The organism is Variovorax sp. efr-133-TYG-130, from assembly GCF_030208835.1.
GTDB lineage: Bacteria > Pseudomonadota > Gammaproteobacteria > Burkholderiales > Burkholderiaceae_C > Variovorax.
Genome location: NZ_JARVTD010000021.1, coordinates 32,155 through 56,590 on the forward strand (window position 1 = coordinate 32,155; position 24,436 = coordinate 56,590).

The 24,436-nt window shown below is 68.4% G+C and carries 27 protein-coding genes and 3 tRNA genes; 16 read left to right on the forward strand and 14 right to left on the reverse strand.

From position 1 onward, the window contains the following. Positions 1-8: 8 nt before the first annotated feature. Entirely contained in the window at positions 9-524 is a 516-nt protein-coding gene (gene tssB, locus QRN67_RS18805; protein WP_081268468.1) for a type VI secretion system contractile sheath small subunit, read from the reverse strand. Between the two features lie 51 nt (positions 525-575). Next, positions 576-1,616, reverse strand: a complete 1,041-nt coding sequence (gene tssA, locus QRN67_RS18810) for a type VI secretion system protein TssA (protein WP_285413080.1) — start codon at positions 1,614-1,616, stop codon at positions 576-578. 71 nt (positions 1,617-1,687) lie between these two features. Between tssA and tssJ the strand changes: the two genes are divergently transcribed. Then, positions 1,688-2,200, forward strand: coding sequence for a type VI secretion system lipoprotein TssJ (gene tssJ / locus QRN67_RS18815; RefSeq protein ID WP_285413081.1), 513 nt, complete (start codon positions 1,688-1,690; stop codon positions 2,198-2,200). A 21-nt stretch (positions 2,201-2,221) separates the two neighbouring features. Here tssJ and QRN67_RS18820 read toward each other — a convergent pair whose 3' ends face one another. Both QRN67_RS18820 and QRN67_RS18825 read right to left on the reverse strand, forming a co-directional pair. Beyond that, the gene (locus tag QRN67_RS18820) at positions 2,222-3,349 is read right to left on the reverse strand and encodes a type VI secretion system protein (protein ID WP_285413082.1); all 1,128 of its coding nucleotides are present in this window, start codon (positions 3,347-3,349) and stop codon (positions 2,222-2,224) included. After that, entirely contained in the window at positions 3,346-4,689 is a 1,344-nt protein-coding gene (locus QRN67_RS18825; protein ID WP_285413084.1) for a DotU family type IV/VI secretion system protein, read from the reverse strand. The genes QRN67_RS18820 and QRN67_RS18825 overlap by 4 nt, the downstream gene beginning before the upstream one ends. A 241-nt stretch (positions 4,690-4,930) precedes the next feature. Between QRN67_RS18825 and QRN67_RS18830 the strand changes: the two genes are divergently transcribed. Then, positions 4,931-5,614, forward strand: a complete 684-nt coding sequence (locus QRN67_RS18830; protein ID WP_081268464.1) for a response regulator transcription factor — start codon at positions 4,931-4,933, stop codon at positions 5,612-5,614. Here QRN67_RS18830 and QRN67_RS18835 read toward each other — a convergent pair. From QRN67_RS18835 to QRN67_RS18865, 7 genes are read right to left on the reverse strand one after another with little or no spacing between them, the layout of a single operon-like run. Next, on the reverse strand, positions 5,611-6,912 hold the full coding sequence (locus QRN67_RS18835) for an MSMEG_0569 family flavin-dependent oxidoreductase (RefSeq protein ID WP_285413086.1): 1,302 nt from the start codon (positions 6,910-6,912) through the stop codon (positions 5,611-5,613). The two genes, QRN67_RS18830 and QRN67_RS18835, sit on opposite strands and share 4 nt — an antisense overlap. A gap of 33 nt (positions 6,913-6,945) precedes the next feature. After that, positions 6,946-7,230, reverse strand: coding sequence for an MSMEG_0570 family nitrogen starvation response protein (locus tag QRN67_RS18840; protein WP_285413087.1), 285 nt, complete (start codon positions 7,228-7,230; stop codon positions 6,946-6,948). Beyond that, positions 7,221-8,231: a sll0787 family AIR synthase-like protein gene (locus tag QRN67_RS18845; RefSeq protein WP_285413088.1), complete on the reverse strand. Its 1,011-nt coding sequence runs from the start codon at positions 8,229-8,231 to the stop codon at positions 7,221-7,223. Before QRN67_RS18845 ends, QRN67_RS18840 begins: the two co-directional genes overlap by 10 nt. After that, the gene (locus QRN67_RS18850) at positions 8,228-8,788 is read right to left on the reverse strand and encodes an MSMEG_0567/Sll0786 family nitrogen starvation N-acetyltransferase (RefSeq protein ID WP_285413090.1); all 561 of its coding nucleotides are present in this window, start codon (positions 8,786-8,788) and stop codon (positions 8,228-8,230) included. Before QRN67_RS18850 ends, QRN67_RS18845 begins: the two co-directional genes overlap by 4 nt. 2 nt (positions 8,789-8,790) lie before the next feature. Then, positions 8,791-9,873 carry an MSMEG_0568 family radical SAM protein gene (locus QRN67_RS18855; RefSeq protein WP_285413103.1) on the reverse strand — a complete coding sequence of 361 codons (1,083 nt, stop codon included), beginning with the start codon at positions 9,871-9,873 and terminating at the stop codon, positions 8,791-8,793. Beyond that, positions 9,836-10,891, reverse strand: coding sequence for a Nit6803 family nitrilase (locus QRN67_RS18860; RefSeq protein WP_285413091.1), 1,056 nt, complete (start codon positions 10,889-10,891; stop codon positions 9,836-9,838). Before QRN67_RS18860 ends, QRN67_RS18855 begins: the two co-directional genes overlap by 38 nt. Before the next feature lie 14 nt (positions 10,892-10,905). Further along, positions 10,906-11,388: an MSMEG_0572/Sll0783 family nitrogen starvation response protein gene (locus QRN67_RS18865; protein WP_081268458.1), complete on the reverse strand. Its 483-nt coding sequence runs from the start codon at positions 11,386-11,388 to the stop codon at positions 10,906-10,908. A gap of 354 nt (positions 11,389-11,742) precedes the next feature. On the opposite strand from QRN67_RS18865, the gene QRN67_RS18870 reads away from it, so the two are divergent. Beyond that, positions 11,743-13,134: an aminotransferase-like domain-containing protein gene (locus QRN67_RS18870; RefSeq protein ID WP_285413092.1), complete on the forward strand. Its 1,392-nt coding sequence runs from the start codon at positions 11,743-11,745 to the stop codon at positions 13,132-13,134. A 31-nt stretch (positions 13,135-13,165) separates the two neighbouring features. Here QRN67_RS18870 and QRN67_RS18875 read toward each other — a convergent pair whose 3' ends face one another. Continuing rightward, positions 13,166-13,723: an Rrf2 family transcriptional regulator gene (locus QRN67_RS18875; RefSeq protein ID WP_081268456.1), complete on the reverse strand. Its 558-nt coding sequence runs from the start codon at positions 13,721-13,723 to the stop codon at positions 13,166-13,168. A gap of 133 nt (positions 13,724-13,856) precedes the next feature. Continuing rightward, on the reverse strand, positions 13,857-14,792 hold the full coding sequence (locus tag QRN67_RS18880) for a bestrophin family protein (RefSeq protein WP_205367762.1): 936 nt from the start codon (positions 14,790-14,792) through the stop codon (positions 13,857-13,859). A gap of 95 nt (positions 14,793-14,887) precedes the next feature. Here QRN67_RS18880 and QRN67_RS18885 point away from each other — a divergent pair, with 95 nt between their 5' ends. Both QRN67_RS18885 and QRN67_RS18890 read left to right on the forward strand, forming a co-directional pair. Next, the gene (locus QRN67_RS18885) at positions 14,888-15,313 is read left to right on the forward strand and encodes a hypothetical protein (protein WP_106935881.1); all 426 of its coding nucleotides are present in this window, start codon (positions 14,888-14,890) and stop codon (positions 15,311-15,313) included. Positions 15,314-15,387: 74 nt separating this feature from the next. Beyond that, positions 15,388-16,089, forward strand: coding sequence for a phosphoglycolate phosphatase (locus tag QRN67_RS18890; protein WP_285413093.1), 702 nt, complete (start codon positions 15,388-15,390; stop codon positions 16,087-16,089). A 14-nt stretch (positions 16,090-16,103) separates the two neighbouring features. Here QRN67_RS18890 and QRN67_RS18895 read toward each other — a convergent pair whose 3' ends face one another. Continuing rightward, positions 16,104-16,706 carry a chalcone isomerase family protein gene (locus QRN67_RS18895; protein WP_285413094.1) on the reverse strand — a complete coding sequence of 201 codons (603 nt, stop codon included), beginning with the start codon at positions 16,704-16,706 and terminating at the stop codon, positions 16,104-16,106. Between the two features lie 350 nt (positions 16,707-17,056). Here QRN67_RS18895 and trpE point away from each other — a divergent pair, with 350 nt between their 5' ends. The 11 genes from trpE (at position 17,057) to QRN67_RS18950 (ending at position 24,313) form a co-directional block, all read left to right on the forward strand. After that, positions 17,057-18,559: an anthranilate synthase component I gene (trpE, locus tag QRN67_RS18900; protein WP_285413095.1), complete on the forward strand. Its 1,503-nt coding sequence runs from the start codon at positions 17,057-17,059 to the stop codon at positions 18,557-18,559. After that, positions 18,559-18,951: a GxxExxY protein gene (locus QRN67_RS18905; protein ID WP_106937579.1), complete on the forward strand. Its 393-nt coding sequence runs from the start codon at positions 18,559-18,561 to the stop codon at positions 18,949-18,951. Before trpE ends, QRN67_RS18905 begins: the two co-directional genes overlap by 1 nt. After that, the gene (locus tag QRN67_RS18910) at positions 18,948-19,532 is read left to right on the forward strand and encodes an aminodeoxychorismate/anthranilate synthase component II (RefSeq protein WP_081268451.1); all 585 of its coding nucleotides are present in this window, start codon (positions 18,948-18,950) and stop codon (positions 19,530-19,532) included. The genes QRN67_RS18905 and QRN67_RS18910 overlap by 4 nt, the downstream gene beginning before the upstream one ends. A 6-nt stretch (positions 19,533-19,538) precedes the next feature. Continuing rightward, positions 19,539-20,597: a low-specificity L-threonine aldolase gene (ltaE, locus tag QRN67_RS18915; RefSeq protein WP_285413097.1), complete on the forward strand. Its 1,059-nt coding sequence runs from the start codon at positions 19,539-19,541 to the stop codon at positions 20,595-20,597. A 16-nt stretch (positions 20,598-20,613) separates the two neighbouring features. Continuing rightward, entirely contained in the window at positions 20,614-21,273 is a 660-nt protein-coding gene (locus tag QRN67_RS18920) for a LysE family translocator (RefSeq protein WP_285413098.1), read from the forward strand. Positions 21,274-21,294: 21 nt separating this feature from the next. After that, positions 21,295-22,317 carry an anthranilate phosphoribosyltransferase gene (trpD, locus tag QRN67_RS18925; protein ID WP_285413099.1) on the forward strand — a complete coding sequence of 341 codons (1,023 nt, stop codon included), beginning with the start codon at positions 21,295-21,297 and terminating at the stop codon, positions 22,315-22,317. Between the two features lie 31 nt (positions 22,318-22,348). Continuing rightward, on the forward strand, positions 22,349-23,149 hold the full coding sequence (gene trpC, locus QRN67_RS18930) for an indole-3-glycerol phosphate synthase TrpC (RefSeq protein WP_285413101.1): 801 nt from the start codon (positions 22,349-22,351) through the stop codon (positions 23,147-23,149). After that, a complete protein-coding gene (locus tag QRN67_RS18935; protein ID WP_285413102.1) occupies positions 23,146-23,853 on the forward strand; it encodes a uracil-DNA glycosylase in 708 nt (235 codons plus the stop codon). Before trpC ends, QRN67_RS18935 begins: the two co-directional genes overlap by 4 nt. Positions 23,854-23,962: 109 nt before the next feature. Beyond that, a tRNA-Tyr gene (locus QRN67_RS18940) sits at positions 23,963-24,048 on the forward strand. 65 nt (positions 24,049-24,113) lie between these two features. Further along, a tRNA-Gly gene (locus QRN67_RS18945) sits at positions 24,114-24,187 on the forward strand. Between the two features lie 51 nt (positions 24,188-24,238). Then, positions 24,239-24,313, forward strand: a tRNA-Thr gene (locus QRN67_RS18950). The last annotated feature ends 123 nt before the right edge of the window (positions 24,314-24,436 follow it).

Below are 24,436 nucleotides of genomic sequence, written 5' to 3' on the forward strand. Positions count from 1 at the left end.
GTCGGGGGTCAGGCGGCGGGCGTGCTGCCGTCTTCGGGCTTCTTGCTCGCGGCCAGCGTCTGCAGCAGGGCCGGGTCTTCCAGCACCTTGGCCAGCAGGTCTTCGGCGCCGCCCTTGCCGTCCATGTAGGTGACGAGGTTCGACAGCTGGGTGCGCGCCTCGAGCAGCTTGTTCAGCGCGCCCACCTTGCGGGCCACGGCGGCGGGCGAAAAATCTTCCATGTTCTCGAAGGTGAGCTCCACCTTCAGGTCGCCTTCGCCGGTGAGCGAGTTCTCCACCGCGAAGGCTGCGCGCGGCTTCATGGCCTTCATGCGCGAGTCGAAGTTGTCGACGTCGATCTCCAGGAACTTGCGGTCGGCCACCGGCGCGAGCGGGTCGGCGGGCTTGCCCGACAGGTCGGCCAGCACGCCCATCACGAAGGGCAGCTGCACCTTCTTCTCGGCCCCGTAGAGCTCCACGTCGTACTCGATCTGGACCCGGGGCGCCCGGTTGCGGGCGATGAATTTCTGACTGCTCTTGGCCATGGAAGATGCTCCTTGCGGGTGTGAATGGGGCGGTTGTGTTGTGGTGCTGGCTTATTCGGAAGGGCGTCGGCCCGTGACCGTCTCGATGGTGTCCATCGCGTTGGGCGCGAGGTTGGCCATGATCTCGAGGAAGCTCACGCCGATGAGCTTCTTCGCGCGCTCGATCAGCAGCGGCGCGGGGTTGCCGGGCTCGGCCTGCTCGAGGTAGCGGATCACCCGGTCGAGCATCTGCACCGCGTCCTGGCGGTTCTGGATCTCGCCGCGCGGGGCTGCGGGACGTGCGGCCGTGGCGCTTGCGTCCTGCGTGCCCGCATCGCCCTCGCCGGTAGCCGCGCCCGCGGCATCCGCCGGCGCGCCGCTGGCCGCGGCGCAGGCCTTGTTCAACACGCGGCCGATGCCGCGCAGCGCGTCGAAGTCGACCGCGTCGGCACGACCGGTGCGATCGACGATGAGCCTGTGCAGGCGATCGATCAGCGCGGGCACCTCGACGGCGGCCTGTATGGCCTCGGGCCGCTCGGCCTGTATGGCTTCGAGCCCGCCCTGCACCTGCGCCACGGAATACGCCGCCTCGCCGCCGACGGCGGTGAGCGCGTTGTGCGCAATGGCGATGTCGCGCACGCGGATCGGACCGACGCCGCGCGCGATGCCGACCTGCGCGTCGTACAGGTCGCGCAGGCCCATGCCTTCGTCGGTCAACGGCGCGAGCGCGTTCAGGCGCATCGTCGGATCGTTGTCGTCGTCCGCATCGAGCTTTGGATGTATGCCGTCCCAGAAACTGTCGAGCAGGTCGGTCAGCAGGCGCAGCCCCGCGGCGAAACCGGCAACGCCCTGCAGGCGCGTGGCGGCGCGCAGCAGCAGCACCGCGGCGCGCAAGTCCTTGCTGCGGCGAAGGATGGCGTCGGACTGCTCGGCGACTTCGCGCCACTCGGGCTCGACCGCGGGAATGACCGTGTCGCCGAACTGCTGCTCCGGCTTGCCTTGCGCGGCCGAGACGAGCGCGGTGAAGTCCGCGTCGTACTCCAGGTCGTCGCCGCACGGCGAGGCTTCGCCGATGGGCGCGAGCAGTGCGGCGGCAAGTTGGTTGTTCAGCATATTGCCTGTTGAAGTTGGCTGGTGATAATCAAAGATGCGTCTTGACCGGTCAATGCAACGAAGGGAATAGCATGCGCACGCTGGGTACACACCATTCGTCCTATGAGAGCTCCTGCGCCGCGCTGCCGCGGCGTCGCATCGCCGTTCTTGGCCTTGCTGCAGCGGGTCTTTCGCTCATCGGATGCGCGAGCAAGCCGGTGGTGACGACCGTCGCGGTCTCGCTCACGGCGGGCCCCGACGCCAACCCCGATACGCGCGGACGCGCCTCGCCGCTCACGGTGCGCGTGTATGCGCTGAAGTCGCCCGGCCCGTTCGAAGGCGCCGACTTCTTCTCGCTGTTCGAGAAAGACCAGGCCACGCTGGGCGCCGAACTCGTGCAGCGCGAAGAAGTGCTGCTGCGGCCCGGCGAAAGCAGGAAGCTCGACTTCAACCTGCCGCCCGACGCCAAGGCGATCGGCGTGATGGCGGCGTTCCGTGATCTCGACCGCGCGCGCTGGCGCGAGGTGCGCCCGGTCACCACCGGCAAGGCGCAGTCGCTCGACGTGCTGCTCGGTGCGCGGCAGATGCGCATCGACGCGAAGTAGCGCCGTCGGCGGCCTGCCTGCTCAGGCCGTGGCGCCGGCGGGCGATGGACGGCCCGGCCGCACCAGTGGCTGGTCGGCCGGCAGGAAGCGGCAGAACAGGTCATCCACGAAGGCCGCTCCCGCGCCGTGCATGGGCGACGCCGCAGCCGTCAGGTAGAGGCCGCGCCAGCGCGTCGCGCGCGTGCCCTTGCCGTGGTTCTCGAGCAGCGCCTGCGCGAAGGTGCGCAGCCCGGGCTGCAGCGCGCGCACCGCTTCCACGAATTCATGCACCGCGAGCCGGTCCGCGGCGCTGGCCTGCCGGTGCAGCAGGCTCATTCGCAGCGCATGCAGGTGCCGGGCGAGCGGGTCGAACACCGCATCGAGCCGTTCGCGCGCTGGCGTGGCGATGGCGGCCGAGGCGTCGGTCAGCCGATGGCCCACGGCCTGCGAGAGCACCTCGGGCGGCAACGCGCCGCGCAGCACTGCATAGCCCGGGAGCTGTTCGAGCCCGGTGACGACCAGGTACGTGGGAAGCTGCAGTCGCAGGGTGTCTGCGGTCTCGTCGAGCAGGCGGCGCATTCGCGCGGCCAGGGCCGCGAGTTCGCTCTCGTCGGCATGCAGCAGCTCTTGCGCTGACACGCACGCGACCATGCCGTTGAGCGGCAGGCGATGGCGCCGCTCGGCCAGTGCCAGCAGCGACTGCAGCCACAGCCCGCGCTGCGCCGGCGTGTCGGCAGCCTTGCCGACCGCGCCGGGCGGAATCTCGATGGACACTGTGGCGCCGGTCAGCCACCAGTGCCACCGGGCGTCTGCCTTGGCTTCGCCTGCGTCGTGCGCGGGCAGGCGCTCGCCATGCGCCGCAGAAAGCAGGCCGCACACGTTGGCGGCGGCGTTGCCGAAGAACAGGAACCATGGAACAGGCGCGCGCGGGCGGCTGCGCTTCACGGCCTGCTGTGCCTGCGCCATGCCTTCCCTGAGCGCGGCGGCAGCCAGCTCCGTGTCGCCGGCTTCCGAGGCGGGGACGCCAAGCGCCTCGATGCGCCGCTGCAGCGCGCGGCGCCGCGCTCCGCGTCCGGCATCGCGCACCACGCCGTACAGCAGCGCGAAGCCCGCGACGCACAGCGCCAGCAGCAGCCAGAAGCGATGGTCGTGCGAAAGCATGGCGGTCATCGCGAAACCGTCTCCAGGAACACGAAGTCGGCGATCAGCCGGTCGCTGTTCTTGCCGGCCGCGACGGTCTCTCGCAGCCGCAGCAGGTAGTCTGACGCGAGCTCGAAAGGCGGCCGGTCGGCGGTTTCGGTGAACGGCGTCGGCGCCGAGAGCACGGTGATCAGCACGCTGCCGAAGGGCGGGCTCACGAGCCAGCTCGACGGGATCTCGCGGCCCAGCGCCAGTGTTTCGCCCGCCTGCAGCTTCGTGGGCGCCTGCCCGGCGTTGAGGTGCATGACCGCGCCGTCGGCCGTGTAGTAGTCGACCCAGATGTAGCTGTCGTGGCGCGGCGCCACCACCTGCACGCGCACCGGGTCGCCCTCGCGCAGCTTGCCTTCGAGCGCGGAGGGCGAGTCGATGTCGAGCCCGTAGGCCCGCTCGCGGTTGCGCGCCTGGTAGGGCTTGATGATGGCGAACACCTCGCAGTGCGGCCATACGCGCAGGCCGACGTCGAAGCTCGGCGATTTCACGCCGGGCACCATGACCACTTCGCGCTCCACTCGCGACAGGTCGCCGGGCAGCGAGACGAAGCCGGACACGCGCGTGCGGCCCTCCGTGTCCACGGTGGCCGTGAGGTCGGCGCAGGCAAAAGTCTGCAGGTGCTGCTCGATGCGCTGGCTCAGTCCGGAGCCGGCCGCGGGCGGCCCGGTGGACCACAGCCACAGCAGGTAGAGCAGCGGCAGCAGCAGCGCGAGCGCCGCGCCGGCGCGCAGCAGCGCGCGGTCGCGCCGGTGCGTGTCGTTGGGGCCGCGCGGGTCGGGCACGCTGTAGGGCTGCGGCGTGATGCGGTCGTGCGCCAGGCTGTCGGGCGCGAGCGGGCGCAGCTGCAGCTGGCGGCCGTGCAGGTCCTTGAGTTTTCCGAGCTCACCCTGGTCGCCGTCCTCGAAGTAGTACTGGCCCTTGAAGCCCAGCACCAGCGCGTGCCAGTAGACCTCGCGCACGTCGTTGTCCTGCGCGCCCAGGGCCGACAGGTGGTGGAAGAACTCGCTGTGCGCATTGTTCGAGTTGAAGAGCTGCGCCTGCAGCGGCGAGGGGCCGCTGCCGGCATCCGCGCCCGCCGTTGCCTCCGGGTGGCGCGCGAGGATCTCGTCGATCCACGCCACCATCGCGAACACGGCCGACTCGACCTGCGGCGCGGGTGTGCCCGCGGCGGCCGCTTCGGCGCGCGCGGTGTCGAGCAGCTGCATGGCCTTGCGCTGCACCGTCGCGAGCGCGGGCATCGGGCGCCCGGCGGCGGCCGATGCATCGAGGGCGAGGCCGTATGCGATGAGGCCGGAGAAGCAGTCGAGCAGGCGAGCCATGGAGGTGCCTGCTCAGGCGTGCATTGCGAAGGATGCCTTGCACCGGCGTCTGCAGCGATGGCACATGCCTATGTCCCCGGTTCCTTCGAGTAGGCTTTCATTGTTTCAAAGGGGCCGGCGGGGGCGCCATATCGCTTGGGGCCTATGCCGTTGGTGGGGCGGCGGCCTTGCTGCGCGGGGAAATCACCGGTATCTTCTGCACCCGGTAGTTCAACGCGTGCTGGGGCACGGGAAAAAAGACATGAAAATCCTGATCGCCGACGACCACCGGCTCGTCATCGAGGCGGTCAAAGCCAAGTTGTCGGAACTGGAGCCCGGCATCGAGTTCGTTCTGGCGATGAGCGTCGACGAGCTGCTTGCGGGTGCTTCCGACGACCTCGACCTGGCCCTGATCGACCTCAACATGCCCGGCGCCGATGGGCAGGCGCACATCGACGAAATCCGCAAGCGCCATCCGGCCCTGCCCGTCATGGTGCTGTCCGGCTACGAAGACCCGGCCATCATGCGCAGCGCGCTGGAGCGCGGCGTGCTCGGTTTCATTCCCAAGGCCTATTCACCCGAGGTGATGCTCTCCGCCGTGCGGCTGGTGCTGGCCGGCGGCGTGTACGTGCCGCCGATGATGCTCACCGCGCTGCCGCCGGGCATCGTGGCGGGCGTGGCACCCCAGGCGTCTGAGACGCTGCCGCGCGGCGGCGCCGGCAGCCAGACGCTGGAACACCTGCGCAACGTGCTGACCGAGCGGCAGGTCGAGGTGCTGCAACTGCTGTCGCAGGGCAAGCCCAACAAGCTGATCGGGCGCAGCCTGGGCATCAGCGAAGGCACGGTGAAGATCCACCTGGCGGCCATCTTCCGTGCGCTGAACGTGCGCAACCGCACCGAGGCGGTGGTGGCGGCGCAGGCACTGACCGAGGCGCAGCAGGCCTAGGCTGCGCGCAACTCGGGGGGCGGTGCGGCGTCGGCACCGCCGCGCGACGTCGCCTTGCGTTCCTCGATCGCCTGCGCCAGGAATTCCGCATCCCGCGCCACGCCCGAGAAGCGCCCCGAACCCCAGGTGTGCAGCCACGGCAGGCCCAGGAAGTACAGCCCGGGCTCGTTCGTGACCCCGCGCAGGTGCACCGGCGCGCCGCGCCCGTTGAACACCGGCGCATCCACCCACGCGAAATCCGGCGAGAAGCCGATGCACCACACCACGCTGGTGATGCCCGCCGCGGCAAGGTCGAGCCGCGTGCGTTCTTCCCGTGGCTCCCATACCGGCGTGTAGACCGAAGGCGGCGGCGCCTCGATGCCCTGCGCCGCGATGTGCTTGTCGATCGATGCGTTGATGCGGTTGTAGGTGCTGTCCGCCTGGTCGAGGTTGTCGCGCAGGTTGGGCTGCAATTCGAAGCTGCCGTCGTCGAAGCCGCTCAGCAGGCCGTACAGCTCCATGCCTTCGAGCGCGAAGCGCCGCAGGTCGATGTCGCGCCCGCCGTCGCGGCCGGTCACGTAGTGGTTGGTGTTGTCGCGCACGCCTTCGCGCAGCGGATGCTCGGTGACGGGCATGTCGTAGTACTTCATGTCGGCGAGCCAGTCGACCACCTCCCGGCCGCGATAGAAGCGCGCGCAGCGCGGCGCGTTGCCGGTGGCCAGGTGCACCTTGCGGCCCGCCAGGTGCAGGTCTTCGGCAATCTGGGCGCCCGACTGGCCGCAGCCCACCACCAGCACCGCGCCCTCGGGCAGTTGCGCCGGGTTGCGGTACTGCGCCGAGTGGAACTGCGCCACGCTGGCCGGCAGCTTCTCGGCCAGGCGCGGCACGATGGGGCGGTGGTAGCCGCCGGAGGCCACCACCACCTGGTCGGCGGTGTAGAGGCCGGCGTCGGTCTGCACGCTGAAGCGGTCGCGCTCGCCGTCGCGCGATACGCGTTCGACGGTCACGCCCTCGACGGCCGGCGCCTTCACGTGCTCGACGAAGCCCGCGAGCCATTCGTTGATCTGGTCCTTGACCATGAAGCCGTGCGGATCGCCGCCGGTGTAGCCCCAGCCCGGCAGCTGGCATTGCCAGTTGGGCGTGACGAGGCAGAACGAGTCCCAGCGCTGCGTGCGCCAGGTGTGCACCAGGCTGCGCTTCTCGATCACGAGGTGGTCGATGCCGCGCTGCTGCAGGCAGTGGCTCAGCGACAGGCCGGCCTGGCCGCCGCCGACGATGACGACGCTGTAGTGGCTGCGTCCGCCGTAGGGATGTGACATGGGGTGCTTCTTTCTCTGGATGTGGGAAACGCGTCAGTCGATGGCGACGACGGTGACGTGGGCGTCCGCGGTGGCGGCGAAGCGCGCGGCGGTCTGCTCGATGTCCGCGAGCTGGTCCATCGCCTGCGAACATGCAAAGCCGTACTTCGCGCGAACCCGTTCGGAGGCCTGGCCCAATGCCTCGCGTGTGCGTTGCATGAAGTCGGCGAGGGCATAGCGCTCGCCGGGTGCCAGGTGCTCCCGCACCACGCTGGAGGGCGAGTAGCAGCGCGTTTCGCTGGCGTCGGGCCAGCGCACGCTGAAGTGGGTCACGGGCATGCGGCGGCCTCCGCTTGCAGGCTGGGCGGCTGGATGAAGGCGTCGCTGCCGAAGTCCCACAGCAGCGCCTCTTCGCCACCGGCGCGCAGGCGAACCTGCCGCGTGGCATTGACCTCGCCGATCACGCCGCAGGCGATGTCGCGCGCGGCAAAGCGCGCCAGCACCGAGGCCACCTGCGCGGGCGCCACGCTGAGCACGAAGCCGTAGCTCGGGAACGACGAGAGCCAGCGCAGCAGCGGCACGCCGTCGGGCCGGGGCAGCGCGTCGAGGTCGATGCGCGCGCCCACGCCGGAGCATTCGAGCAGCATCATGGCCGTGCCCACGGCACCGGCCATGCTGATGTCCTTGCCGGCACCGCACAGGCCGTCTTCGGCAATGGCCGGCAGCAACTCGAGGTCGGCGCGCAGCCGCGCGGCGGGCGCGCGGGTCGAGGCGTTCCAGTACGGAAAAGGCTCTTCGTAGGCGCCGCGCAGGTCGGTGGCCATCACCAGCAGATGCCCCGGCATGGCGTCGAAGCTGGTGAGCAGCCGGCGCGCATGGCCGAGGATGGCCACCGCCAGTTGCGGCCGCTCGCTGCGGTTGTTGCTGTGGCCGCCGACGATGGGCACGCCGTAGCGCACGGCTGCCTCGGCCATGCCGCGCAGCACGTCGTCGGCGGGGCTCATGCCGGTGCTCCACAACGCATCGACCACGGCGGTGGGGCGTCCGCCCATGGCGTAGATGTCGCTCACGTTGACCATCACGCCGCAGTAGCCGGCAAACCACGGCATGCGCACGATGAAGTCTTCGACCAGGCCTTCGATGGCGAACAGCAGGTAGCCGCCGTGGCCGTCGGGTATGGCCGCGCAGTCGTCGCCGATGGGCACGGCCTGCGCGAGCGCCGCATGGCCGCCGGGCAGCGAACGGCCCAGCGCCGACACCACGTCGCTGATGTCGCGCTTGTGGGCGAAGCCGCGCGTGGCGCGCAGGGCTTCGGCGATGTCGTGGACATGCTGCGTCATGCCGCCACCCTGGCGCGCGTGACGAAGCCGCTGACGGGATCGTGGCAAGGCGGATACCACGCGAGGTCGGCCTGCATGCGCGCATGCGGGCGGCCGTGCACGCTGGTCTCCTCCAGCGTCGTCCAGCCGAGCTTGTTGAACAGCGGCACGTTCTGCATCTGCACCTGCGCGAAATAGGTCTCGCAGCCCAGCGCATGGGCGCGCGATACGGCCAGCCGGATCAGCGTCGCGCCCAGGTGCCCCTGGCTGCGGAAGGCGGGGTGCACGGCCAGCCGCGAGCCCCACCATTCGCCTTCGGCCTCACCGCGATGGATGCGCACCGTGCCCACCACCTGCTCTGGCATGCCGCCGTTGCACGACATGGCGACCAGCAGGCGCGCGTGGTCGTCGATGGCGTCGCGGTCGTCGCGCGCGAAGATGCCCTGCTCGATGCAGAAAACCGCGCGGCGCAGCGCCATGGCTTCGTCGCGCTCCCATTGCTGGGCGGCTTCGCGCACGAGGTATTCGGCGGGCGCGTAGTGGTCCGCCATCTCGCAGAGGTCGTCGATGCACAGCATGGTCAGCCTTCGCTTTCTTTTTCGTAGATCGACAGCGACGAGCACGCGCCGCACTTGCCGCAGCCGGCCTTGATGTCGGCCGAGCGCAGGCCGGCGGCCACCACGCGTTCGCCCAGCGGCGCGAGCAGCGACTTCATGAACTCGGGCGTGGGGGCCGGATGGTCTTCCAGCGGCGTGCCGCTGATCGGCACGAAGGGCACGACAAAGGGATACACGCCGCGCGCCAGCAGCTGGTCGCAGGTGTCGAGGATGGCTTCCCGCGTGTCGCCCAGCCCGGCCAGGATGTAGGTGCTGACCTGCCCGCGCCCGAACACGCCCACGGCCGCCTCGAAGGCGCTCATGTAGCGCGAGATGGGCACGCTGGCCTTGCCCGGCATGATGCGTTCGCGCACCTCGGGCGTGACCACTTCGAGGTGCATGCCCAGCGTGTCGATGCCGGCGGCCTTCATGCGGTGGAACCACTGGTCGTCGTCGGGCGGCTCGCACTGGCCCTGGATGGGGATGTCGACCGCGGCCTTGATGGCGAAGGCGCTCTCGCACAGCACGGCCGCGCCGCGGTCGGTGGCGTTGGGCGTGCCGGTGGTCATCACCATGTGCTTCACGCCGTCGAGCAGCACGGCGGCGCGCGCCACTTCGGCGAGCTGCTCGGGCGTCTTGCGCGCGACGGTGCGGCCGGCCGCGAGCGACTGGCCGATCGCGCAGAACTTGCAGCTCTTCCTGCGGCTCTCGTAGCGGATGCAGGTCTGCAGCACGGTGGTGGCCAGCACGTCGCTGCCGTGCAGCGTGGCGATGTGCGAGTAGGGCACGCCGTCGAAGGTCTGCATGGCGTAGAAGCGCGGCTGCCTCGGAAAGCTGATGCTTGCGATGGGAATGCTGCCGCGCATCACGCGGCTCATGCCGCTCGCGTCCGGCGCCTCGGCGGTGAAGGGCGAGTGCCAGGCGGTGGACGTGTGCACCGGCACCATGATCGTGTGGCCGTCGACGGTCACGGCCTTGTGGTCCGAAGGGCCCGCGCCGCCGCGGCGGCTCGAGACGCCGGCCGAAGGATCAACCAGCCGCAACCCGAAGGACTGGAGCTCGGTCATCAGTTGCCGGCTGTCCTGCTGCTGCGTCGTGATGGGTGTCGTGGTCATGGTCGGGGCTCCGTTGGGCGAAAGGTTGCGTGAGGTGCATGGGCACGGTGGTCTGCGCCGGCCGGTCGTTGAGGGCGAGCGACAGCAGCTCGGGCCGCGCGTAGTGGCCGACCGAATCCATCATTCGCTTGCGCTTGGCGATCAGCGCCATGTCGAGGTCGGCCACCACCATGCCTTCGCCCTCGGTGAGCGGCGGCGCGAGGTGCTTGCCCTCGGGCGAGACGATGGCCGTGTGGCAGCCGCCGCGCAGCGCCTTCTGCAGTTGCGCGTCGGGCGTGACCGAGCGGATCTGCTCGTCGGTGAGCCAGCCGGTGGCGTTGACCACGAAGCAGCCCGACTCCAGCGCGTGGTGGCGGATGGTCACTTCCATCTGCTCCGCGAAGATCGGGCCGACCAGCGAGCCGGGGAACTGCGCGCAGTGGATCTGCTCGTGCTGCGCCATCAGCGCGTAGCGCGCGAGCGGGTTGTAGTGCTCCCAGCAGGCCAGCGCGCCGACGCGGCCCACGGCGGTGTCGACCACCTTCAGGCCCGCGCCGTCGCCCATGCCCCAGACCATGCGCTCGTGATAGGTCGGCGTGATCTTGCGGCGCTTGAGCACTAGCGTGCCGTCGGCGTCGAACACCAGCTGCGTGTTGTAGAGGCTGCCGTGGTCGCGCTCGTTCACGCCGAGCACGACCACCAAGTTCCGTGCGCGGGCCCGCTCCGCCACGGCCTGCGTGACCGGGCCGGGCACGACCACCGCGCGCTCCGCCAGCCGCAGGTGCGGCGCGCCCTGCAGCACCGGCGGCAGCACGAAGCTGAAGTAGGGGTAGTAGGGCACGAAGGTCTCGGGAAAGACCGCGAGCTGCGCGCCCCTGGCAGCGGCCGCGTCGATGGCGCTGCACACGCGCTCCAGCGTGCCGTCGGGCCGCTCGAAGTCGGGTGCGATCTGGATCGCCGCCGCCCGAACGGTGGTGGGTGTGGATGCCATCGCCGCGCCTTCGCTCACAGGGTCCAGGTGTCGAGGATGACCGCGCCGGCCTTCTTGTGCAGCAGCACGAGGTCGAGCACGTCGAGCGGGTTGATCGGCGTGATGCCTTCGATCAGCGCGCCTTCGCCGTGGCCGTACAGCGCCTGCAGCGCGAAGCGGCAGGCGTAGACCTTGCCGCCTTCCTCCATGAACTTGACGATCTGCTTGTTGAAGTTCTGGTGGCCCGGGAAGGCCTCGTCGCCCAGCGTGGGAAAGCCGCGCTGCACGCCCAGCGTGACGCCGGGGCCGTACAGCAGGACCGAGGTCTCGTAGCCCTTGCGCCGCAGCCGCGTGGCCTGCAGCAGGTTGACGAAGCCGATGGAGCCTTCGAAGGCCACGGTGTGGAAGGTGACGAGCGCCTTCTCGCCGGGCTCGGCCTTGACGTCTTCGAACACCTTCTCTTCGTAGTCGACGAGGTACTCGCCTTTTTCGTTGCGGGGGCGGGTGACTTTGGGCATGGGGGACTCCGGTTGGGTGGTTGGACACGCAGGTCTTGCGTGCCTTCCTCTTCGCAGGCGATGTGCCAGCGTTCGCGCGGCTGCGTGCAATCAAGTCGCGATCAACGCGCAGCGGCGCGGGCCGCGAGCCGCAAAAAATTTTTCCGGCCTGTGCAAAGGCGGGCCGGCGGCCGGGCCGGGCGGCTCGCCGCGCACCGGCAAGACGCATGCGCCGTGCGATCAATGCACCCGATCAATGGGGTTGATCGCACCTGATCGAAGCATCCGGGTCCTCTGGGGCGGGCGCGAATCCTGCGTGTTGATCGGTGGCCGGATGCAATCAATGAATGCGATCAACTTCGCCGGAGCCCCCCGATGACCACCATCACCGCCCACTGGCGCAGGCAACTGCGCAACAGCGCCCGCCCGGCCTACCTGCAACTGGCCGAGCTGATCGCTGACGACATCAAGACCGGGCGACTCGGCGTGCGCGACCGGCTGCCCACGCTGCGCGAACTGGCGGCCGACCTGGAGCTGAACTACACGACCGTGGCGCGCGGCTATGCCGAGGCGCGCAAGCGCGGGCTGATCGATTCGCGCGCGGGCACGGGCACCTTCATCCGCTCGGGCAGCCCGAGCCTGCGGCTGCGCGGCGGCAGCGGCGCGGAGATGACGATGAACATGCCGCCCGAGCCCGACGACGAGCACCTGATGGCGCGGCTGCACGACAGCGCGAGCCGGGCTTTCGCGCAGGCCGACTTCCACGACCTGCTGCGCTACCAGGACTTCGGCGGCACCGCGCACGACCGCGCCGCCGCCATGCACTGGCTGCGGCCCTTCGTGCCCGATGCGAGCGTCGACCGCATCCTGGTGTGCCCGGGCATCCACGGCGTGCTGACGGCGCTGTTCTCGCAGCTTGCGCGGCCGGGCGAGCTGGTGTGCGTGGAGTCGCTCACGTACCCCGGCGTGAAGGCCATCGCGGCGCAGTTGGGCGTGCAGCTGCATGCGCTGCAGATGGACGACGACGGCCCGATTGCCGATGCCTTCGAGCACGCCTGCAGGACGCTCAAGCCCAAGGCGCTGTACTGCAACCCGACGCTGCTGAATCCGACCGCCGCCACGGTATCGCGCGCCCGTCGCGAGGCGCTCGCGGACGTGGCGCTGCGCTACGCGGTGCCGATCATCGAGGACGACGCCTACGGCATGCTGCCGCGCCAGGTGCCAGCGGCGCTGGCCACGCTGGCGCCGGGGCTCACCTACTACGTGAGCGGGTTCTCGAAATGCTTCGGCGCGGGGCTGCGCAGCGCATATGTGTGCTCGCCGACGGTGGTGCAGTCGCAGCGGCTGGCCGGCGCAATGCGCGCGACCACGGTGATGGCCTCACCCATCACCAATGCGCTGACCACGCTGTGGGTGGAAGACGGCACCGCGGAAGAAATGCTGCAGGCGGTGCGCGCGGAGTCGATGGCGCGGCAGGTGCTGGCCACGCGCTACCTGGGCGCGAATGGGCTGCAGGCGCATCCGGAGGGGTTCCATGCATGGCTGCCGCTCACGCCGGGCTGGAGTCCGGTGGAGTTTGCGTCCTACCTGCGCACGCAGAACGTGGGCGTGGTGGCGAGCGCGGCCTTTTCCACCGACGGCGATCCGCCCGACGCGGTGCGCATCTGCCTGGGCGGGCCGATGTCGCGCGAGCAGTGCGATCAGGCGCTGCGGCTCATCGCGGACACGCTGGCGCATCCGCTGCATCCGCATGCCACGCTGCGCTGACCGCCCGCCGGCGGGGCGGGAGCGGTGCCGGTCAGCGCTTGGCGAACACGCCGCTCCAAGCGAACACGGAGTTGGGTGCGTTCACGTGGCGCAGGCTGGGCACGGGGCGCGGCTGCGGTTCTTTCTTGCGGGGGGCTTCCTCTTCGACGCGCACGCCCTTGGCCAACTGGTCGTCGACCAGGCTCTGCAGCGTGACGGAGTCGAGGAACTCCATCACGTGGTGGTTGGCGGATGCCCAGAGCGCGTCGGTCGAGTAGCAGCCGGATTCGCCGTCTGCGGCGCCGTTGCCGGCCTTGTCGCGCGGCGGTGCGGCTTCGGCCTCTGGTGCGGCCTGGCCGTCGACCGAGAACAGGATGTCCGCAACGGTGATCTCAGATGCCTTGCGCGCCAGCGTGTAGCCGCCGCCCGGGCCTCGCGTCGCCTTCACCAGCGCATGCTGGCGCAGCTTGCTGAAGAGTGCCTCCAGCGACGAGCGGGCAATATGTTGGCGCTTGGCGATCGACGCCAGGGCCACGGGGCCGGCCTGCTCGCGCAGCGCGACATCGATCATGGCCGTCACGGCGAAGCCGCCCTTCGTCGTCAGACGCATGGAGTGTTCCTCATGGATGTGTCTGGAATACAGACATTGAATGAATGGCTGTCTTGCGCGTTCGCGAAAGACAGCGCCGGAACGTAGGTGTCCGAAAGCCCCGAAAAGTTTCCGGAATGCTTCTTAAGCTTCTTCAGGTCTGGATGTAACCAACGGTTCGCGCGTCGGTGGTTTCCGGCGCTCGGGGCTCGCCCATCATCTCGCGCAGTGTGGCTTCGATCATGCGGGACATGGCGTCCAGGGCCAGGTCGTTGGGCTGGGTGCCGAAGGGTTCCTCGATCTCGGCGCCCAGTGCCTCGAGTGCGAAGAAGGTGTATGCGACGAACGCGACCACCACCGGCGTCATTGCGCCGATGGCGTCCACGAGGCCGAAGGGCAGCAGCACGCAGTAGAGATAGATGGTGCGGTGGATGATGACGGAATAGGTGAAGGGGATCGGCGTGCTCGCAATGCGTTCGCAGCCGCCCAGTGCCTCCGTCAGCCGCCCCAGCGGTACTTCCATGGCCTGCGCGAGCATCGGGTCGAGCCGGCCGCTCCTGCGCTGGTCGCGCAGCCATTCGCCGACCATGAGCAGCAGCATGGCCGGCTTGAAGCGCGCCGCGCGCAGGCGCTCGCAGTCTTCCGGCGGCAGCAGGCGTGCGAGGTCGGCGCAGGGATCGGTGCCCCGCAGCTGATGGCGCAGCGCATGCACGAAGGCGATGAGGCGAGCGGCGGCCACGCCGGCGTGCGCGGTGGAGTCGGAGTGGGAGTCAGAGTCGCCCAGGGTCAGCGCCTGGCGCACCAGCGAGCGCGTTTCATTGAGCAGGGTGCCCCACAGCGTGCGGGCTTCCCAGTAGCGCGAATAGCTCGTGCTGTTCCTGAAGCCCAGGAAGATCGCCAGCGTGAGGCCGATGAGCGAGAAGGGCACGAAGTTGAGCGGCACCTTCCATTGAAAAAGCCGCCCGTGCAGTACCGTCACCAGCACCGCGAAGGCGGTGGTCCACAGCAGCTGCGGCACGATGTCCGGCAGGACCGAGCCGCGCCACACGAAGAGCATGCGCAGCCAATGAGGGCGGGGTCGGACGATCATCGGGCGGCCATTATCCCCGCGTGCCGGCATCGTGCCCCCCGCGGCCACAGAATGGCGCTCTCACCAACACCCCGGCATTCGCCGATCCACGCACCATGTTGACTTACGCAATCCAGAGAGTCGGCTACGACTACAAGCAGACGGACCCGCAGGGAGAGACGAACCTGATCGCCTTCATGGCCGCCATCGACGCCTTCCCTTGGACCGAGCAGCTCGCGCTGTGGGACGAGCAGCAGGACGGCCCGCTGCCGACGCTGGTGCTGCAGAACGAGCCCGACCAGCGGGAGCTCTGGATCTCGGCGCTGGGCGACGAACGCAACCGCAGCTACCAGCTGCAGTCGGTGTCGATCCAGATGCGCAAGGGCTTCTTCGGCAAGGCGAAGCCGGAGCAGGACGCGGCGGTCGTGGACGAGTGCAGCCGCGCGGAGGTCGATCGCCTCTGCGAGCTTTTCTGCGACGGACAGTACGAGGTCTTCGATCGCGAGGTGGCAAGGCTCGCCGCGCGGGACGGCGGCGACTGAGAGAGACGGCGCGACTCGCGCCCGGGTCTGCTATGTTTTGCCCGCCGTTCCTCCCGCAACTCGATCGATCTGTCTTGAACTCCATCAGCTTCCACCCCAACCGCTTCGACGCCGCCATCGTCGACCTCGACGGCACCATGGTCGACACGCTCGGCGACTTCGCCGCGTCGCTGAACCGCATGCTTGCCGATCTTTCCCTGCCGGCGGTCGAGCCGGCTGCGATCGAGCGCATGGTGGGCAAGGGGTCGGAGCACCTGATCCATTCCGCGCTCGTGCACGTGATGGCGCCGACCGAAGGCGACGCTGCCGACGCCAGGGCGCGCGCATTGTTCGAGCGTGCCTGGGAGCGCTATCAGCACCACTACCTGGCGGTGAACGGCCAGCACTCGGCCGTGTACGCGGGCGTGATCGACGGCCTGAAGGCCCTGCGCGCGCAGGGCCTGCGGCTGGCGTGCCTCACGAACAAGCCGACGTCGTTCGCGAAGCCGCTGCTGGCCGAGAAGGGGCTCGACGGGTTCTTCGAGCTGGTGTTCGGCGGGGACGCCTTCGAGCGCAAGAAGCCCGATCCGCTGCCGCTGCTGAAGACCTGCGAGGCGCTGGGCACGGCGCCCGCGCGCACGCTGATGGTGGGCGATTCGAGCAACGACGCGCGTGCCGCGCGCGCCGCCGGCTGCCCCGTGGTGCTCGTGACCTACGGCTACAACCACGGCGAGCCGGTGCGGGCGGTGGATGCCGACGGCTTCGTGGATTCGCTGGCCGAACTCGCGGCCGCCTGACCTGAGCTGTTCGGCTACTGCTTGCCGAGCAGCGCGTCCTTCAGCTTCCAGTCCGCCGGGTTCGGCCCCAGCCAGATGCGCAGCAGGGCGTTGAAGAAGGCCGGCTCCTTCACCGGGTCGGGCTGAGGCACGCCGCGCACGGTGATCACGGTGCCCGTGCCTGGCACCCAGTCGATGTTGAAGGTGTCGCCGGTCTTCAACTGCTTCTGGTCCGCGAACATCTGGCCCATGCGCAGCAGGCCTGGAATGAGGTTGACCATTTCGCTCTTGGGCGAGTTCTCTTCCACGCCCTTGGTAAAGAGCTTGCCGAGTTCGTTCGCGTCGATGTCGCGCAGCATGGTGATGGCCACTCGCTTGGGACCCGGCGCGGCCAGCGCCTCTTCCGGCGTCGACACCTTCTTGCCCACGTACAGCCCCGCCGTATAGACCTTGAAGATGGCCTTGTAGCGAATGCCCGCGCCGTTGAGCTGCAGCGCACTGCCATGCAGGTCCATGCGGTCTTCGAGCTTGACGCCGGCCACATCGACCTGGGCCGCCGCGGCACCGGACGCGGCAGCGGCAAGACAGGCCGCCAGGGTGAGCCGGGAGAACACGGTCGGGAGCGAAAAAGCTGGCACGGGAGGTCTCCTCGGTATTTTGCGAACGGTCGTGCGAATGTATCTTTTCGTTTTATGGGCAACCTCGGGATGAACCCTGAAGCCGCGCCGAAGCGGCCGTTGTTGTGCGAACCGGCGTTTTCGTGGGCTAAACTCTGCCTTCCATGTTCGTTCATCACATCAATCAAACAGGTGAAGGCAGCCGGGGAGCCTGGCCCTGGCGTAGCCATACTTCGCTGACTGTTTGATTGCACGGCGCACGCCGTGCGCCCGCGGTTCCGGATCGACACATACTCGACGACGCCGGACCACCCGTGAATGACCTTGCCCCCGGCCAAAGGAGCGCCGGCTGGCAATTGGAGAACGAACCCGTGATCACCGAACTTGAATTCAAGAGCCTCAGCGCCCAGGGCTACAACCGCATTCCGCTGATGGCCGAGGCCTTCGCCGACCTCGAGACGCCTCTTTCCCTCTATCTCAAGCTCGCCCATTCGCAAGGCGGCGGCAAGCACAGCTTCCTGCTCGAATCCGTGGTGGGCGGCGAGCGCTTCGGGCGCTACAGCTTCATCGGATTGCCCGCAAGGACCTTGCTGCGCGCCAGCGGCTTCGGCGCCGAGGCCGCCACCGAGGTGGTGACCGACGGGCAGGTGGTCGAGACCGTCAAGGGCAATCCGCTCGACTTCGTCGCCGAGTACCAGAAGCGTTTCAAGGTGGCGCTGCGCCCGGGCCTTCCCCGCTTCTGCGGCGGCCTTGCCGGCTATTTCGGCTACGACACCGTGCGCCACATCGAGCGCAAGCTCGAAAAAAGCTGCCCGCCCGACACACTGGGCTGCCCCGACATCCTGCTACTGCAGTGCGAGGAACTGGCCGTCATCGACAACCTCTCGGGCAAGCTGTACCTCATCGTCTATGCCGATCCGAAGCAGCCCGAGGCCTATGCAGTGGGCAAGCGCCGCTTGAGGGAGCTCAAGGAAAAGCTCAAGTACTCGGTGAGCGCCCCCATCGTGAAGCCCACGCAGCCGCATCCGCCCGAGCGCAGCTTCGCCAAGGCCGACTACCTTGCGGCCGTGGAGCGCGCCAAGGAAATGATCGCCGCCGGCGACTTCATGCAGGTGCAGGTGGGACAGCGCATCAGCAAGCGCTACACCGAGTCGCCGCTGTCGCTGTACCGCGCGCTGCGCTCGCTGAACCCTTCGCCCTACATGTATTACTACAACCTGGGCGACTTCCACGTGGTGGGCGCGTCGCCCGAAATCCTGGTGCGCCAGGAGAACACGGGCGAGGGCGAGCAGAAGATCACCATCCGCCCGCTGGCCGGCACGCGTCCGCGCGGCGCGTCGATCGAGCTGGACAAGGCCGCCGAGGTGGAGCTCATCAACGACCCGAAGGAGCGCGCCGAGCACGTGATGCTGATCGACCTCGCGCGCAACGACATCGGCCGCATCGCCAAGACCGGCACCGTGAAGGTGACCGAAGCCTTCGCGGTGGAGCGCTACAGCCACGTGATGCACATCGTGAGCAACGTCGAAGGCACGCTGAAGGACGGCATGACCGCCATCGACGTGCTCAAGGCCACCTTCCCGGCCGGCACGCTGACCGGCGCGCCCAAGGTGCATGCGATGGAGCTGATCGACCAGCTGGAGCCCACCAAGCGCGGCCTCTACGGCGGCGCCTGCGGCTACATCAGCTATGCGGGCGACATGGACGTGGCCATCGCCATCCGCACCGGCATCGTGAAGGACCAGATGCTGCACGTGCAGGCCGCGGCCGGCGTGGTGGCCGACTCGGTGCCCGAGCTCGAGTGGAAGGAAACGGAAGCCAAGGCGCGCGCACTCCTGCGCGCCGCCGAACTGGTCGAGGAAGGCCTGGAATGATGAGCAACGCACCGGATATTCAGAACGACTTCTCGCACGAGATCATCGGCGCCGCCGTCGAGGTGCAGCGCGTGCTCGGCACGGGGCTCGACGAAGCCGCCTATGCCGCGGCGCTGGCCATCGAGCTGGCCGAGCGCGAGATCGGCTTCACGCGCGACGTGGCGCTGTCGGCCAGCTACAAGGGCCGCTCGCTGGGCGAGGTCTACCGCGCGGGCTTCGTGATCGAGCAGTCGGTCATCGTGGAGCTCAAGGCGGTCGACGTGCTGACCGACCTGCATCGCGCGCAGGTGCTGGCCGCGCTGCGGCTGTCGGGCCTCAAGCTGGGCCTGCTGATCAACTTCAACGTGTTCCCCGTCGTCAAGGGCGTCCACCGGATTGTGAGCAAGCCATGAAACTGCTGATGATCGACAACTACGACAGCTTCACCTACAACATCGTCCAGTACTTCGGCGAGCTGGGCGCGGACGTGCAGGTGCACCGCAACGACGAGATCACCGTGGCGCAGATCGGCGAACTCATCGCCTCCGGCGTGACGCGGCTGGTGGTGTCGCCCGGGCCGTGTTCGCCGGCGGAGGCGGGCGTGTCGGTGGCCGCCATCGAGGCCTTCGCGGGCAAGCTGCCCATTCTGGGCGTGTGCCTGGGGCACCAGGCCATCGGCGCGGCCTTCGGCGGCAAGATCGTGCGCGCGCAGCAGCTGATGCACGGCAAGACCAGCGAGATCACGACCACGCAGGAAGGCGTGTTCGCGGGGCTGCCGCAGAAGTTCGTCGTCAACCGCTATCACTCGCTGTCCATCGAGCGCGAGAGTTGTCCCAAGGCGCTGGCTGTCACCGCCTGGACCGACGACGGCGAGATCATGGGGGTGCGGCACACCGGATTCGCGCACGACGTGCGCATCGAAGGCGTGCAGTTCCACCCCGAATCCATCCTGACGGAGCACGGCCACGCCATGCTCAAGAACTTCCTGGACTGAGCCACCATGACCGACCGCACCCACCTCGTCGACCTGCGCAGCGACACCGTCACCCAACCCACGCCCGCGATGCGCGAGGCCATGATGGCGGCGCCGCTGGGCGACGACGTCTTCGGCACCGATCCGAGCGTGAACGCGCTGCAGGAAAAGATCGCCGCCATGCTCGGCTTTGAGGCCGCGCTGTTCGTGCCGACCGGCACGCAGAGCAACCTCTGCGCGATCCTTTCGCACTGCGGCCGGGGCGACGAATACATCGTCGGCCAGCAGGCGCATTGCTACCGCTGGGAAGGCGGCGGCGCGGCGGTGTTCGGCAGCGTGCAGCCGCAGCCGCTCGACCATGCGCCCGACGGCACGCTGCCGCTCGCGCAGATCGAGGCCGCCGTCAAGCCCGACGACGCGCACTTCGCGCGCACGCGGCTGCTGGCGCTGGAGAACACGCTGGGCGGCAAGCTGCTGCCCTTCGAGTACGTGCAGGCTGCGACCGAGCTGGCGAAGAGCAAGGGGCTGCAGCGGCATCTGGACGGCGCACGGCTCTTCAACGCGGCGACCGCGCAGGCTGCGTTGAACGAGCGCAGCGACATCCGCGCGGAAGCCCGCCGCATCGCGCAGTGCTTCGACAGCGTGTCGGTGTGCTTCAGCAAGGGCCTGGGCGCGCCCATCGGCTCGGCGCTGGTGGGCTCGCGCGAGTTCATCGCGCGTGCGCACCGCGTTCGCAAGATGGCGGGCGGCGGCATGCGGCAGGCCGGCCTGCTGGCGGCGGCGGCATCGCATGCGCTCGACCATCACATCGACCGCCTGGCCGACGACCATGCGCTGGCGCAGCGGCTCGCACAGGGGCTCGAGGGCATCGAGGGTCTGAAGGTCGAGGCGCCGCACACCAACATCGTGTTCGTCGATCTCGCAGGTGCCGCGCAGGCGCGATCCGCGGAGCTGCTCGCGAGCCTGAACCAGCAGGGCATTCTTGCGACGGGGCTCTACCGGCTGCGCTTCGTGACGCACCTCGACGTCGATGCCGCCGGCGTCGACCGCGCGGTCAAGGCGATTCGCGGATTCTTCAACGCCTGAGCCCCGGGGGAGCGAGATGCCCGATCTTCCTCATCTGCTCGCCTTCATCGCCGCCGGCTGGCTGCTCAACCTGACACCGGGGCCCGACGTGCTGTACGTCGTGACCCACTCGCTGCGCTCCGGCGTGCGCGCCGGCATCATGGCGGGGCTTGGCATCACGGCGGGCTGCTTCGTCCACATCTTCGCCGCCGCCGTGGGCGTCGGCACGCTGATGGCGACGTCGGCCACCGCCTTCACGGTGCTCAAGTACATCGGCGCGGCGTACCTGCTGTACCTCGGCGTGCGCATGTTGCTGTCGCGCGCGAAGCCGCCGGCCGACCTGCGGGCCGAGGCGGCGGCGGCCGGCGAGCGCAGCCTGAAGGCGATCTTCCTGGGCGGCTTCTGGACCAACGTGCTCAACCCCAAGGTCGCGCTTTTCTTCCTGGCCTTCGTGCCGCAATTCATCGCGCCCGGCGCCGGCAACACGGCGCTCTGCTTCGTGCTGCTGGGTGTGCTGTTCAACGTCAACGCCATCCCCGTGAACATCGGCTGGGCCGTCGCCGCGGGCTGGATGGCGCGCCGCAGCGCCGTTCAGAAGGGCATGCACTGGCTCGACCGCGCCGCCGGCGTGCTGTTCATCGGCTTCGGCCTCAAGCTTGCGTTCACCGATGCGCCCGCCGTTCGCGTCGGCCGCTGATTCACCCCGAGGAGACTTTCCATGATCACCCCCCAGGAAGCGCTGCAGCGCACCATCGAACACCGCGAAGTCTTCCACGACGAGATGCTGCACATCGTGCGCCTCATCATGAGCGGCGAGTGCTCGCCGGTGATGATGGCCGCGCTGATCATCGGCCTGCGCGTGAAGAAGGAAACCATCGGCGAGATCACCGCCGCCGCGCAGGTGATGCGCGAGGTGTCGACCAAGGTGCCGGTGATCGATACGACGAACCTCGTCGACATCGTCGGCACCGGTGGCGACGGCTCGCACACCTTCAACATCTCGACCTGCTCGATGTTCGTGGCCGCCGCCGCGGGCGCCAAGGTGAGCAAGCACGGCGGGCGCAGCGTGTCGAGCAAGTCGGGCAGCGCCGACGTGCTGGAGTCGCTGGGCGTGAACATCAACCTGAAGCCCGAGCAGATCGCGCGCTCCATCGAGGAGTGCGGCATCGGCTTCATGTTCGCGCCGAACCACCATCCCGCGATGAAGAACGTCGCGCCGGTGCGCAAGGAGCTCGGCATCAAGACGATCTTCAACATCCTCGGGCCGCTGACCAATCCGGCCGGCGCGCCGAACATCCTGATGGGCGTGTTCCACCCCGACCTCGTGGGCATCCAGGTGCGCGCGCTGCAGCGCCTGGGCACCGAGCATGCGATGGTGGTCTACGGCCGCGACGGCATGGACGAGATTTCGCTCGGCGCGGCCACCATGGTGGGCGAACTGAAGGACGGCGAGATCCGCGAGTACGAACTGCATCCCGAGGATTTCGGCTTCGCGATGTCGAGCAACCGCGCGCTGCGCGTGGAAACGCCGGAGCAGTCGAAGGCCATGCTGCTGGGTGTGCTCGACAATCAGGCCGGCCCCGCGCTGGACATCGTGCTGCTGAACGCCGGCGCCGCGCTGTACGCGGCCAACGTGGTCGATTCAGTGGCCGCGGGCGTCGAGCGTTCGCGTGCCGCCATCGCGTCGGGTGCCGCCAAGGCCAAGCTCGCGGAGCTGGTCAAGGCATCCGCCACCGTCTGAACACAGAGAAACCGGGAGCACCAGGAACCCCATGTCCGACATCCTCGACAAGATCGTTGCCGTCAAGCACCAGGAGGTCGCCGCGGCCCGCAAGCGCGCGTCGCTCGAAGCCGTGCGCTTCGACGCGGAGAGCCGCATGCTCACGCGTGATTTCGAAGCCGCCTTGCGCGCCAAGATCGCCGCGGGCCACGCTGCGGTGATTGCCGAAGTCAAGAAGGCCAGCCCGAGCAAGGGCGTGCTGCGCGCGGACTTCATTCCGGCCGACATCGCGCAGAGCTATGCGGAGGGCGACGGCACGGTCAGTGCGGCTTGCCTCTCGGTATTGACCGACAAGCAGTTCTTCCAGGGCGGCGTCGACTATCTCAAGCAGGCGCGTGCCTCGTGCGACCTGCCGGTGCTGCGCAAGGATTTCATCGTCGATGAATACCAGGTGTACGAATCGCGCGCGATGGGCGCCGATGCGATCCTGCTGATCGCCGCATGCCTCGACGACGCACAGATGAAGGACTACGAAGCCATCGCGCGCGGGCTGGACATGGCGGTGCTGGTGGAGGTGCACGACGCGGCCGAACTCGACCGCGCGCTGAAGCTCAGGACGGCGCTGATCGGCGTCAACAACCGCAATCTGCGCAACTTCGAGGTGTCGATCCAGGCGACCATCGACCTGCTGCCCAGGCTGCCGAATGACCGCCTGCCAGTGACGGAGTCGGGCATCGGCACGCGCGAGGACGTGGCCACGCTGCGCGCCGCAGGCGTCAACGCCTTCCTGGTCGGCGAGGCCTTCATGCGTGCCAAGGAACCCGGCGAGGCCCTCGCTGCCTTGTTCAAATGAGCCGGCCCGATCAGCTGTCGAGCAGCGATCCCGCCGACTGGCCCGTGGCGCCGGGCTGGCAGTCGTTGGTCGATGATTTCTTTGCCAGCGCGGTGGGGCAGAAGCTGCAGGGCTTTTTGCGCGAGCGGCTCGATGCTGGCGCGGTGATCTTCCCGCCGCAGCCGCTGCGGGCGCTGGAGCTCACGCCGCCGGAGGACGTGCGCGTGGTCATCCTGGGTCAGGACCCGTATCACGGGCGCGGGCAGGCCGAGGGGCTGGCGTTCTCGGTGGCGCCCGGGGTGGCGCTGCCGCCGTCGCTGCGCAACATCTTCAAGGAACTGCAGCGTGACCTCGGCACGCCGCCCCCTGCATTCCCCAATCCGGGCGGCAGCCTGGTGAAGTGGGCGACGCACGGCGTGCTGCTGCTCAACACCTGCCTGACGGTCGAGGAGGCCCAGCCCGCCAGCCACGCGGGCAAGGGCTGGGAGGTGCTGACGGATGCCGTCATCCGCCATGTTTCAGGTGGAGAAAAACCTGTTGTTTTTATGCTCTGGGGTTCGCACGCGCAAAGTAAGCGGGCGTTGATCGATGTTGGGCGACATAAGGTGCTGATGTCGAATCATCCGTCGCCTCTATCGGCCCTGAGGCCGCCCGTGCCGTTCATCGGCTGCGGCCATTTTGGCGAAGCCCGTGCCTGGCGTGAGGCGCAGCAGTCGGCGGGGTGAAAACTTAGGCGATAATCGTGGGCTAACGCCTCGAGCGGTTTTCCTGCATCTTCGTTGATGCATGGGTTTCCGGGTAGTCACAAAACCGTGCTATATTTCGAGGTTCGCCGGAGAGGTGGCCGAGTGGTTAATGGCAGCAGACTGTAAATCTGCCCTCTTACGAGTACGCTGGTTCGAATCCAGCCCTCTCCACCAGCGATGAATTTGGTTTCTAAGAGCGATTGGATCTAGCGCTTTGGGTGCCTTGAAGTGCCCCCGATGCGGGAGTAGTTCAATGGTAGAACCCCAGCCTTCCAAGCTGATGACGCGGGTTCGATTCCCGTCTCCCGCTCCAGAGACCCGGTTCGTTGTTGAGGCGATGTGAATTCGTAACTTTGTTACAAAAGCCCTTTTGGCTCAGTGGTAGAGCACTCCCTTGGTAAGGGAGAGGTCGCGGGTCCGATTCCCGCAAAGGGCACCAGTTTTTGGGGGTTGCAACGGCAGCTTTGCAACCCATCTGCATACGTTGAAAACGTTTTTTTCGGAGTCGAAAAATGGCAAAAGGTAAATTCACCCGCACCAAGCCTCACGTCAACGTGGGCAC